The sequence below is a fragment of the Cellulomonas biazotea genome (assembly GCF_004306155.1).
In the GTDB taxonomy this organism is placed as follows: domain Bacteria; phylum Actinomycetota; class Actinomycetes; order Actinomycetales; family Cellulomonadaceae; genus Cellulomonas; species Cellulomonas biazotea.
Map to the genome: position 1 here is coordinate 1 of NZ_BIMR01000188.1, position 11,257 is coordinate 11,257.

Annotated in this window: 10 protein-coding genes; 5 read left to right on the forward strand and 5 right to left on the reverse strand. The window is 75.7% G+C overall.

Annotated elements, in window-relative coordinates; genetic code table 11:
• The 3 genes from CBZ_RS12350 to CBZ_RS12360 form a co-directional block, all read right to left on the reverse strand.
• Positions 1-1,322 (reverse strand): TPM domain-containing protein (locus tag CBZ_RS12350; RefSeq protein WP_165446759.1); only part of this gene is annotated, 1,322 nt, incomplete at its 3' end.
• A 273-nt stretch (positions 1,323-1,595) separates the two neighbouring features.
• A complete protein-coding gene (locus CBZ_RS12355) occupies positions 1,596-2,339 on the reverse strand; it encodes a rhomboid family intramembrane serine protease (protein WP_130781838.1) in 744 nt (247 codons plus the stop codon).
• 36 nt (positions 2,340-2,375) lie between these two features.
• Positions 2,376-3,218, reverse strand: a complete 843-nt coding sequence (locus tag CBZ_RS12360) for an LLM class flavin-dependent oxidoreductase (RefSeq protein WP_246013328.1) — start codon at positions 3,216-3,218, stop codon at positions 2,376-2,378.
• A 129-nt stretch (positions 3,219-3,347) separates the two neighbouring features.
• On the opposite strand from CBZ_RS12360, the gene CBZ_RS12365 reads away from it, so the two are divergent.
• The 4 genes from CBZ_RS12365 (at position 3,348) to CBZ_RS12380 (ending at position 8,935) form a co-directional block, all read left to right on the forward strand.
• Positions 3,348-4,748 (forward strand): MFS transporter, encoded by a 1,401-nt coding sequence (locus CBZ_RS12365; protein ID WP_246013330.1) that lies wholly within the window; start codon positions 3,348-3,350, stop codon positions 4,746-4,748.
• A 221-nt stretch (positions 4,749-4,969) separates the two neighbouring features.
• The gene (locus tag CBZ_RS12370; RefSeq protein WP_130781839.1) at positions 4,970-5,788 is read left to right on the forward strand and encodes an alpha/beta hydrolase; all 819 of its coding nucleotides are present in this window, start codon (positions 4,970-4,972) and stop codon (positions 5,786-5,788) included.
• Positions 5,789-5,901: 113 nt separating this feature from the next.
• On the forward strand, positions 5,902-7,359 hold the full coding sequence (locus CBZ_RS12375; protein WP_130781840.1) for an outer membrane protein assembly factor BamB family protein: 1,458 nt from the start codon (positions 5,902-5,904) through the stop codon (positions 7,357-7,359).
• A gap of 61 nt (positions 7,360-7,420) precedes the next feature.
• A complete protein-coding gene (locus tag CBZ_RS12380) occupies positions 7,421-8,935 on the forward strand; it encodes an outer membrane protein assembly factor BamB family protein (protein WP_130781841.1) in 1,515 nt (504 codons plus the stop codon).
• A 60-nt stretch (positions 8,936-8,995) separates the two neighbouring features.
• Here CBZ_RS12380 and CBZ_RS12385 read toward each other — a convergent pair whose 3' ends face one another.
• Both CBZ_RS12385 and CBZ_RS12390 read right to left on the reverse strand, forming a co-directional pair.
• Positions 8,996-10,171 carry a winged helix DNA-binding domain-containing protein gene (locus tag CBZ_RS12385; RefSeq protein WP_130781842.1) on the reverse strand — a complete coding sequence of 392 codons (1,176 nt, stop codon included), beginning with the start codon at positions 10,169-10,171 and terminating at the stop codon, positions 8,996-8,998.
• A 104-nt stretch (positions 10,172-10,275) separates the two neighbouring features.
• Positions 10,276-10,695, reverse strand: a complete 420-nt coding sequence (locus CBZ_RS12390) for a VOC family protein (RefSeq protein WP_130781843.1) — start codon at positions 10,693-10,695, stop codon at positions 10,276-10,278.
• A gap of 190 nt (positions 10,696-10,885) precedes the next feature.
• Between CBZ_RS12390 and CBZ_RS12395 the strand changes: the two genes are divergently transcribed.
• A partial coding sequence (locus CBZ_RS12395) for a glycoside hydrolase family 3 N-terminal domain-containing protein (RefSeq protein ID WP_281274880.1) occupies positions 10,886-11,257 on the forward strand: 372 nt, incomplete at its 3' end.

Here is an 11,257-nt window from a genome sequence, read left to right on the forward strand (position 1 = left end):
GCGCACGCCTGGACGAGCCGGTCGGGGGCCTGCGCGAGGTCGCGCGCCGTCGCGTCGACGGCGTCGAGCAGCGCCGCGGCCTGCGCGAGCGCGTCGACGGCGACCTGCGCGGCGGCGACCGCGGCGGCTCGGTCGGTGTCGAGCGTGGCCGTCCCCTGGGCGGTGGCGGCGCGGGCCCGGTCGAGGACGGCGCGGGTGTCGTCGACGTTCCCGGCGACGGCCGCGAGCGCCGACGGCGCGTACCGGGCCGCGAGGTCATTGAGCGACGACTCCGTGACATCGGTGCGGGCGGCCAGCCGGACAGCCTGCTCGGCGGCCTCGACGAGGACCTGCGGGACGCGGGCGTGCAGGTCGCGCAGGCGCACGAACTCGGCGGTCTGCGCGTCGAGGGCGGCGTCGACTCGGGCGCACGCGTCGAGGATCAGCGTCAGCAGGGCGCGCCGCTCGTCGTCGGACTCGGGCTGCGTGTCGTCGAGCCGCTGCCGGGCGCCGAACGCCGCCGCGAGCTCGGTGCGCGCCGCGTCGAGGGCGGCCGCGAAGGGGGCGGTCGTCGTCGCACCGAGCTCGGCCTCGGCGAACCCGAGCTCCTGCGTGCTGGTCGCGACGGCCTCGTCGACGGCGACGAGCGCGGACGAGGCCCGGCCGTCCATCGCGTCGAGGTCAGCCTCCGCGGCGGCCGCGGCCCGGCGGCGCCGGACCTGCCGGGGCACGACGACGACCCCGGCCACGAGCAGCGCGAGCCCGCCGACGCCCGCGCCGAGCGCGGGCCACGACACCCCGAACGACCGGCCGGTGACCACGCCCACCGGGTCCTCACCGGAGGCGTCGCCCGCGGCAGCCGCCTCGTACCCGTCGGCGGCGGCGACGGCGGCGCCCGCCCAGTCGTCGTCCCGCAGCGCGGGCTCGATCCGATCGGCCTCGACGTCACCGAGCTGGTCGTCGGTCAGGGCGATCTCCTGCGCCACCGACACCTGGTACTGCCGGTCGTCGACCGCGACGGCGAGCAGGATGTCGTCGCGGCCCAGGCCGGAGCCGACCGCGGTCTCGTCCGCCCAGTCGGCGGGCGCCATCCCGTCGAAGCTGCCGACGTAGACGACGAACAGCTGGTACGGCGTGCTGTCGGCGAGCGCGTCGAGCCGCGCGGCGACCGCCTCCGCGTCCTGCGGGCTCAGCACACCGGCGTGGTCCGTGACCTCCTCGACGAGGTCGACGGGCGCCTCCGCCGACGCCGCGCCGGCCGTCGCGACCCCGCCGATCCCGGCCACCAGCGCGAGGACTGCCGACGCGAGGACGCGGACGTGCGGGCGGGTGAGCGTGGGCATCGTGCCTCCGGGCGTGGCTCGGGTAGACCGTCGGGACCGGCGGCGCGTGCCGTGCCGGACCGCAGCGCCGGGACGTCGACCGCCCGTCAGGCGCAGCACGGGGAGGCTACCCGGGACGGGGCGCACGGGACCGGCACCCGGACCTCCGTCACCCGACCGACCCGTGCCCATCGCGCCCGCGGGACACCGTCGCCCGAGGACTGACGGGTCCGGACCCGCACCGCGCGCCCGGTCACGCAGCAGACCGACGTCGGGCGGCGGCGCACGTCGCAGTCATCCGGCCTCCGGCCGTGGGACGTCGTCCCTCCGCACGGGCGGCAGCAGCGCGCCCGCGAGCAGACCCGCGGCGAGGCCGATGCCGTGGCCGTCGAGGAGCGCGGACAGGACGACGGCCGTGACGACGGCGAGCACCAGGGTCGCGGTCCGGGGGCGGTGCCCGCCCGTGCGGCGGGCCTCGGCCGTGACGACCGCGACGACCATCGACGCGACCGGTCCGGCGACGGCGTAGCCCACGCCCAGGCCCGTGAGCAGCACGTACGGCAGCCAGAAGACGGCGTAGACCGCGGGGACGAACGGGGGCGACACGTGCTCCCGCCACGAGCGGACGACGAGGAACCCGATCAGCGCGCCCACCGCGTCCGACGTGCCGGAGTCGACGAGGTCGGGGACGGCGACCGTCAGGACGAGCGCGGCGACGAGCCCGCCGCCGACCGCCGCGACGAGCCACCGCCCGGTCCCCCACCGCCGCTCGACGGCCCACCCGACGAGCAGCAGCCCGGCCAGGTTGAACGCGTACTGCAGCCACCACGCCTGGACGAGCATCGCGGTGAGCGGCCGCCACCACTGCCCGTCGGCGATCGCGGCGGGGTCGCGCTCGAGCGCGGCGAGGACGGACGGGACGAGCAGCGCGACGACCCCGAGGACGGCGACGACCACGCCGCCGACGACCGTCCCCCACGGCCGCCGCGTCCCCCAGGGCGTCGCCGGTCCCGTCGCCGACGGCGTCGGAAGTGTCATCGCGCGGATCCGGGTCGTCGCCCTGTCAACGCCGGGTCAGCCGCGCGGCACGCCTTGCCGGATGCGGGCCGCGAGCGCGTCGTACGTCGACCCGGGGCCTTCCCATCGGGACTCGATGAACCACGTCGCGCCGGCCTCGGCGAGCGCGTCGGTGTGGTCCTGCGCCTCGGCCGGGTCCTCGGGCAGCACGCCCTGCAGGACGATCTCGTAGGGGCCGGCGTCCGCCTCCCGGTGCTCGCGCACCCAGGCGGCGATCTCGGCGACCTCGGCGGGTCCGAGGTGCTCCATGGCGCGGTCGCCGCGCAGCTGCGGGACGAGCCCGTCGTAGCGCACGGCCCGCCCCATCGAGCGCTCGCTCGGGTAGGCGCCGACGACCCAGATCGGCACGCGCGGCCGCTGCACGGGCCGGGGCTGGAACTGCAGGTCGGTGACCTGGTGGTGCGTGCCGGAGTAGGAGAACTTCTCTCCGGAGAACGCGAGGTCGAGGATCGCGAGGTGGTCGTCGAGCAGCTCGGCGCGCTCGCGCGTGCTCGTGAGCTCGCCCGCGACGCCCGCGAAGGCGCGGTCGATCGGCACGCCGAGGCCCGCCGGGATGACGAGCCGCCCGCCCGAGAGGTGGTCGACGGTCAGCGCCTGCCGGGCGACGACCCAGGGTCGTCGGCGAGGGAGCGCGAAGACGAGCGCACCCAGCGTGACGCGCGACGTGCGGACGGCCGCGGCCGCGAGCACGGCCCACGGGTCCCAGACGTCGCCCTCGACGCCGAGGTCGACCGCGTCCCAGGTGAAGTAGCCGTCCCAGCCGGCGTCCTCCGCCTGGACCGCCAGGTCGACGAGCTGGTCGACCGTGCCGAACGTGCCGACGATCCCGAACTTCATCATGCCCCCTCCGTCGACCGCCGCCGGTCGTCCACCCGTGGTGCTCTCGCCGTCGACCGTAGCGACGACCTCCGACACGCACCGAGGGCAAAAGGGGTGGGCGATGTCGGTGGCGGAGGCGACCATGGTGCGGTGACCGACGACGCCACCGCACCGACGTCCTCGACCCCGCCGACCGGCGACCGGCCGACGCACGACTCCCCCGACACCGCCGCGACGGCGGTGCTCGCCGACGCGCCCGGCGGCACGGCGGGCGCGGGCGGCGCACCGGCAGAGGCCGACGACCGCCCCGGCTGGGTCCGGGACACCGTCGTCTTCCTCAGCGGGCAGACGGTGTCGCTGTTCGGCTCGATGCTCGTGCAGTACGCCGTCATGTGGCACCTGACGCTGCAGACGCAGTCGGGCTCGGTGCTCGCGCTGTCGTCGGTGTTCGGCTTCCTCCCGCAGGCGGTCATCTCGATCTTCGGCGGCGTGTGGGCGGACCGGCACAACCGCAAGCTGCTCATCATCGCGGCGGACGCGACGATCGCGGTCACGACGCTCGCCCTGGCGCTGCTCATGCTCGGCGGCGCGGACGACCTGTGGCTCATCTACGCGGCGCTCGCGATCCGGTCGGCGGGCGCGGGCATCCAGACGCCGGCGGTGTCGGCGCTGGTCCCGCAGATCGTCCCGACGCGTCACCTCATGCGGGTCAACGGCATCAACGCGACGATCCAGTCGGCGATGATGCTCGTCGCCCCGGCGGCGGCCGCGGCGGTGTACGCGAGCTTCGACATCGTCGCGGTGTTCTTCGTCGACGTCGTGACGGCCGCGATCGGCATCGGCCTGCTGCTGCTGGTCCCCGTCGCGCGGGTCGTGCGGACCGCGGCGGACGGCGAGGACGCCGCGCCGGTCGGGTACTTCGACGACCTGGTCGGCGGGCTGCGGTACATCGCGGGGCACGCGTTCGTGCGCTGGGTGCTGGCGCTGTTCGCGGTGGTGTTCGTGCTGATCGTCGCGCCGTCGTACCTGACGCCGCTCATGGTCGTGCGGACGTTCGGCGACGAGGTCTGGAAGCTCACCGCCAACGAGCTCGCGTTCAGCATCGGCATGCTGATCGGCGGTGCGGTGGTCGCGACGTGGGCGGCGAACCGGAGCCGGATCGGGATGATCGTCGGCTCGACGGTCGCGTTCGGCGGCATCTCCATCGGTCTGGGGCTGTCGACGAACCTGTGGGTGTTCCTCGGGTTCATGTTCCTGCTGGGCCTCGGGGTGCCGTTCTTCTCGACGCCGTCGACGACCGTCCTGCAGGAGACCGTCGAGCCGCAGATGCAGGGGCGCGTGTTCGGCTTCGTGGGGATCGTCATGGCGGTCGCGATGCCGTTCGGCATGGCGGTGTTCGGGCCGCTCGCGGACCGGATGAGCGTCGAGCTGCTGCTGGTCCTGGCGGGGGTGGCGCTGTTCGTGGTGGTCGGTGTGGCGCTCGCGCTGCCGTCGGGCCGCCGCGCGCTCGAGGACGCCCGGCGCCAGACGGTCGCGCCCGCCGACGTCTGACCCACAGGGCCGCGGGGCCGGAGCGCGGCGCGCGTCCTGCGCGGCGCCGTCCCGACATCGTTCTCCGCGGACCTGACCTGCACGGGGGCTCTTCCCGTGCGGGGCCGTGGCAGGCGATGATCGGCCCTGGGTGACCGGCTCGTCCCGGGATGCCCGGCACGTCCCCCCGTCAGTCGTACCGCTCCAGCTCGTTCGCCGCACCGCTCGAGAAGAGGACCGACATGACCACTCCACCCGACACGATCGTCCTGGTGCACGGCCTGTGGATGACCCCGCGCAGCTGGGAGGGCTGGGTCGAGCACTACACCGCGAAGGGCTTCCGCGTCCTGACGCCCGGCTACCCGGGCTTCGAGATCGAGGTCGAGGCGCTCCGCGAGAACCCCGACCTCATCGCCAAGCTCACGGTCCCGGAGGTCGTCGACCACCTGGCCGCCGTGATCGAGGGCCTCGACGTGCCGCCGATCATCATGGGCCACTCGTTCGGCGGCACCCTCACGCAGCTCCTGCTCGCGCGGGGTCTCGGCGCCGCGGGGGTCGTCGTCGACTCGGCGCCCACGGAGGGCGTCCGCGTCACGCCCCTGTCGCAGCTCAAGTCGCTCAGCGCCGCCTTCACGAGCCTGTCGAAGCGGCACGGGGCCGTCGCGTTCACCCCCGAGCAGTTCCACTACGCCTTCACCAACACCCTCAGCCGCGAGGAGTCGGACAAGGTCTACGAGCGGTACGCCATCGCGGCGCCCGGCGCGTGGATCTGGGCGTACGGGCTGATCGCCAACTACAAGCCCGGCCACCAGGAGACCTGGGTCGACTACGGCAACGACCGGGCACCGCTGCTGTTCATCGCGGGCGGCAAGGACCACATCATGCCCGCGTCGGTGAACCGCTCGAACGCCAAGCACTACGACAAGTCGCCGGCGCTCACCGAGTACCACGAGTTCCCGGACCGCGACCACTGGACCTGCGCCGCACCGGGCTGGGAGGCCGTCGCGGACAAGGCCCTCGACTGGGCGCTCGAGCACGCCAAGGCCCCCGCCCAGGCCTGACGGACCACGGGCGGCACGCACGGCGCGGTCCAGCGCGACCGGCGTGCGTGCCGCCCGACATCCGCCGTCCCGTTCCGCCCCGACGACCCCGGCGTCGCCAGTAGCCTCCGCGCATGCCGTCCGACCAGCGCCTCACCCCGGTCCGGCTCGTCGACGACGCCGACCCGGTCGACCCGGTCGAGAGCCCATCCCGGCGTCCCGGGCGCCGCCCAGCACGGCGGCTGCTCCGGTGGGCGTGGGTGCCGGTCGTGGTCGCGGCCGCCCTCGTCGGCGTGCAGGTCCTGCTCGACGCGCGCGCGGACGCCGCCGACGCGGCGATCGCCGCCCTCCCGGGTGCCGTCGCCGACGTCGGCGACGAGCTCACGACCCTGTGGGTCGCGGACCCGGCCGAGCAGCCCGCCCCGCTGGTCGCCGTCGACGGCGGCGTCCTCGCGCTGGTCCGGCGCGACGCGACCCCGACGCTGACGTCGCGCGACCTCGACACGGGCGAGGAGCGCTGGGCCGTGCCGCTGGGCGACGCGGTCCCAGACCTCGCGCAGCAGGGGGTCTACGGCCTCACGCGCTGCTCCCCGCCCGCCGGCAGCACCGAGACGGGCAGCCTCCCGGACGTCGTCGTGTGCGTGGCGTCCGACGGCTACCAGCACCTCGAGGGCGACCAGCTCCACGAGCAGCCCGCGACGTGGTCCCGGGTCACGGTGGTGGACGCCCGGGACGGCACGGTCCGTGCGCGGCACGACGTGGACCCGGTCCGGTCGACCGCCGTGCTCGAGGACCGCACCGTCCTCGTCCGCCGCGACGCCGAAGGCGGGGTCGAGCTCGTCGCGGTCGACACGATGTCGGGCGAGGAGCGCTGGCGGCACGTGGTCCCCGACGCGGCGCCGGCGGCGCAGCGGCGCGACGGGACGGCGTCCGGCCCGGTCGCCTGGAGCGCGGGTGGCGGCGTCGTGGTCGCGCTGACGCGCCAGCACCTCGTCGGGTTCACGGCCGCGGGCGAGTCGTTCTCACCGGACGTCCTCGACGACGCGCTGACCTCGGTCGACGGCTGGCTGGTCTCGCGCGCCGAGGGCGGCCTGCGGCGGGTCGCCCGCGCGGGCCTGCCCGACCTTGTGGTGCCCGGCGACCTGGCGCGCCGCACGGTCGACGACGGGAGCGCGCCCGGCCTGGAGGTCTCCCCGGAGGCGACCCGGACGTCGGCGTGGGACGGCCGCACGGGCGCGGCGCGCTGGACGGCCGACGTGCGGCTGGTCGGCGCGACGCGGGCGTCGGTCCTCGTCGCGGAGGGGCGTCTGCACGGGGTGACGGAGGACGCGGCGGTCGCGCTCGACGCCGCGACGGGCGAGGTGCTCTGGTCGACGCCCCTGCCACCGGGCGACCGCGGCGCGGTCCTCACCGACGGCCCGCACGTCCTCGTCCTGAGCGGCACGGACGGCGGCACCGACGCGATCGCCGTCCTCGACCGGCGGACCGGTGCCATGGTCCGGCAGGTCGCGTTGCCCGCGGACGCCGTCGTCTGGCCGCTGGGCGACGTGTTCCTGGCGACGAGTCCCGAGGGTTACCGCGTCCTCGGCTGACCGGTCGACGACGTCGTCCCGGGCCACCCTGCGGGCGGTCCTCGCGAGGTAGCCTCCCCGCATGCCCCGCGGTGAGCGCCTCACCGAGGTCGAGCTCGTCGAGGACGACGACGTCGACCTGACGCCCCGCCACGTCCCCGCGCCGGGCGGCCCGGACGACGCAGACCCGGCAGGAGCCGGACGACGCCCCCGCCGCACCTGGCGGGAGTGGCGCCGGCACGGCCGCTGGGTCGTCCCCGTGGCGGTCGCCGCCGTCGGGCTGCTCGCGACGCAGACGCTCCTGGACTCCCGGGCGGCGGCCGTCGACGCCCGGATCGCGGCGCTGCCGGGCGCGATCGCCGACGTCGGCGCCGAGCTCACGGCCCTGTGGACGCCGACGGACGACGAGCGCTGGTACCCCGTCGCGTTCGTCGGCGGCACGGGCGTCGGCCCGACGGTCCTCGACGACGGGTCGCCCGCGGTCCTCGCGCGCGACCTGTCGACGGGCCAGGAGGTGTGGTCGGTCGCGATCGCCCCGGCCGTCCCCGAGCTGCTGCGCTCGGACACCTGGGGCGTGTCGTCGTGCCTGCCGCCCCCGGCCGAGCTGGCGGACCCCGGGCGCGCACCGGAGACGCTCGTGTGCTTCACGGCCGACGCGTTCCGCACCGCGGGCCCGGCCGAGGAGCAGCGCAGGCCGGCACCGCAGTGGTCCCGCCTCGTCGTCGTCGACCTGCACGACGGCACGATCCGGTCGCAGGCGGACGTCCCGCCGGCGTGGTCGGCGGCGACGCTCGGCGACGTCACGGCTCTCGCGTGGCTGGACGACGAGCGGCACGTCGTCGTCGCGGGCGTCGACACCGTCACGGGCGAGGAGCGGTGGCGGTACCGGTCGCCCGACGACGAGCCCGACGACGACTCGGCGGGCTGGCTGTCGGTCTCCGAGGCCGGAGGGCACGCCGTCGTGTTCACGGGTGCGGGGCAGACGTACGCGCTGAGCGCCACGGGCGAGCGCCGCGACGACCTCGCGCTGGACCAGACCTGGTCGGGGATCGGCCGGCTCGTGGCCCGGACCGACCTCGGCCGCAACCGGGTGGTCCGTGCGGGACTGCCCGACCTCGAGGTGCTGGGGACGCTCTCGACGCGGGTGCTCGACGACGGCAGCGTGCCCGGGCTGGAGGTGTCGAGCGCCGGCGGGACGGTGTGGGGCTGGGACGGCCGGACGGGCCGGCAGCTCTGGGAGACCGAGCTCACGGAGGTCGTCGTGCCGAGCGGCACGCCGGCAACCGTCGCCGACGGCCGGGTGCACCTGCCGACGTCGGCGGGCACGGTCGCGCTCGACGCGAGGACGGGCGAGGTCGTGTGGACCTACACGACGCCCGTCACGACAGGGCAGATCGAGGTCATGTGCGACGGCCCGCACATCGTGCTGGTCGTCGCCGACCCGTCCGCGAGCGGGCCGCCGTCGCTGGACGTCCTCGACCGCCGCACGGGCACGCTCGTCCGGACCGTGGCCGTCCCCGACGACCTGCAGTGGCTCACCCGGCTCGGCCCGCGGCTGCTGGGGTACTCGGAGGAGTCCGCGGTGGTCCTTGGCTGACCACCGGGCGGTCGACGGAGAGGTGGCGGAGTCGGTGGCCCTGCCGGGTCACCGGGCGGGTCAGGACCGGCCGCCGACCAGCGGGGCCGGGAAGCGCGGCAGGACGGGCGTGCCCGCGAGCCACGTCGTGAGGCGGTCGGCCTCGGTCTCGACCGCGGCGGTGGCGTCGCGGCCGACGTCCTCCAGCGGGTAGAGGACGACCTCGCCGGTCGTCGCGACGGTCCAGGCGCCGACGATGCGCCCGTCGACCCAGATCGCGGCGGCGCCGTTGCCGACGGCGTCGTAGACCTGGGCGCGGTGCGGTCCGACGTACCAGTCGCGGTCGGTCCAGCCCATGGTCGCGGGGTCGAGCCACGGCAGCAGCGCGACCCAGGGGTCGACGGGTCCGACGGGGTCGACGTCGTCGGCCAGGACCCAGCCGGTGAGCCCACCGTCGAGCGTGACCTCGACCGCGCCGACGTCGGCGAGCGCCTGCCGGACGTCTCGCAGCGTCGACCCGAGCCACCACCGCACGTCGGCGGTCGTGCCGGGCCCGAACCGGGCGAGCCAGTGCCGGACGAGGTCGGCGCGGGCCGTGCGCTCGTCGACGGGGGCGATGTCGTCGCCGAGCCAGTCGCGCGCGAGCGCCCACGTCGGCCGGGACGCGGTCCAGCGGCCGAGGTTCGCGGCGCGCACGACGGTCCCGGCGGCCTGCAGGCACGTGAGGACGCGGGACGCGACGGAGAACTTCCCCGCCCACGGCTTGTCGCCGCCGTAGGCGATGTGCGCGTCGATGACGGACAGCCGCTGCCGGAGCTGCGTCGAGGTCAGGGGCTCGCTGCCGTGCAGCTCGGCGACGGTCGCGGCGACCGCCTGGTCGAACCACGCGGGGCCGTCGTCGGTGAGGCCGGCGGCGACGACCTCCTTCTCCAGGCGACGACGCTCGGTCGCGGCGACGCGCGACGAGCAGGCGGCCTGGACGACGGGCAGCACGTCGCGCGGGACGGCGAACAGCGTGCGGCGCATCGCGAGGTGCTTGACCAGGCTGCGGTCCGTGTAGAGCGCGCGGTCGAGGTCCTCCACCTGGAAGCCGTCGGTACGCGCCCACGCCGAGAGGTACAGGCCGGCGGGGTCGGTCGCGTGCAGGCAGACGACGGCGCGGGCGGCGGACTCGACGTCGGGCACGCGGTGGGCGGGGGCGACGGCGTGGCGGACGGCGAGGCGGGCACGCCGCTCGGCGTCGTCGAGGTGCTGCACCGCCCGATCGTCGCGCAGGCCCCGCCGCCGGACGCACCGGCACGCCGACCGCTGTCGGCGCGGGCGGCGGGGTCGTCCCGGTCGACACCCCGACGGCCGTCGCGTCAGCCGACGAACAGGCAGAACGGGTGGCCGGACGGGTCGACGTAGACCCGTAGGGGCTCCTCGGGGTCGTCGGTCCGGTCGTACCGGAGCGTGGCGCCGAGGGCGAGGGCGCGCTCGTGCTGGGCGTCGAGCGTCGCGACGTCGGGCACGGTGCAGTCGAGGTGGAGCTGCTGCGGGACGGCGTGGTCGGGCCACGTGGAGGGGGTCAGGTGCTCGACCTGCTGGAACGCGAGGGGGACGCCGTCGCCGCCGGTGAGGACGAGCCAGTCGCGGCCGCGCGGGTCGGGCTCGCCGGGGGCGGGCGGCTCGTCGCCGGGGCGGTAGGTGAGGCCGAACAGGGCCCGGTAGAACTCGGCGAGGCCGCGGGCGTCGGTGGTGTCGAGGACCACCTGGCGGATCACGGGGAACGTGTCGGTCATGGGTGTCACCTCCGCGGGCCACACTGTCCCTGGACGGCGCTCTCCGCCATCGGGGGGACGCCCCGTGGATTCACCGCGACAACTTACTGACCTGTCAGTAATTCCCGTCTACACTCGAGGCGTCGAATCGATTCGGCCCGCACCCGAAGCGCGTCGCCCCGACGTCATCGCCGCCGTGAGAGGACCCGTCGTGCCCCACCCGTACCAGGACCCCGCGCTCCCCGTCGCCGAGCGCGTCGCCGACCTCGTCGGACGCATGACCCTCCCCGAGAAGGTCGGCCAGATGCTCCAGCTCGATGCCCGCGACGGCGTCCGCAGCCTCATCGAGGACGTCCACGTCGGCTCGATCCTGCACACCAGCCCCGAGCACGTCCTCGAGGCCCACGACCTCACCGAGCAGACGCGGCTGCGGATCCCGCTGCTCGTCGGCGAGGACTGCATCCACGGCCACTCCTTCTGGGAGGGCGCCACGATCTACCCGACCCAGCTCGGCATGGCCGCGTCGTGGGATCGCTCCCTCGTCGAGCGCGTCGCCCGCGCCACGGCCGTCGAGGTCGCCGCG

Bases quoted from the DNA above. Each gene is read 5' to 3' on its own strand.
- CBZ_RS12375 (WP_130781840.1), top strand. From the start codon at position 5,902: ATGCCGTCCGACCAGCGCCTCACCCCGGTCCGGCTCGTCGACGACGCC.
- CBZ_RS12370 (WP_130781839.1), top strand. From the start codon at position 4,970: ATGACCACTCCACCCGACACGATCGTCCTGGTGCACGGCCTGTGGATG.
- CBZ_RS12355 (WP_130781838.1), bottom strand. From the start codon at position 2,339: ATGACACTTCCGACGCCGTCGGCGACGGGACCGGCGACGCCCTGGGGG.
- CBZ_RS12390 (WP_130781843.1), bottom strand. From the start codon at position 10,695: ATGACCGACACGTTCCCCGTGATCCGCCAGGTGGTCCTCGACACCACC.
- CBZ_RS12380 (WP_130781841.1), top strand. From the start codon at position 7,421: ATGCCCCGCGGTGAGCGCCTCACCGAGGTCGAGCTCGTCGAGGACGAC.
- CBZ_RS12360 (WP_246013328.1), bottom strand. From the start codon at position 3,218: ATGATGAAGTTCGGGATCGTCGGCACGTTCGGCACGGTCGACCAGCTC.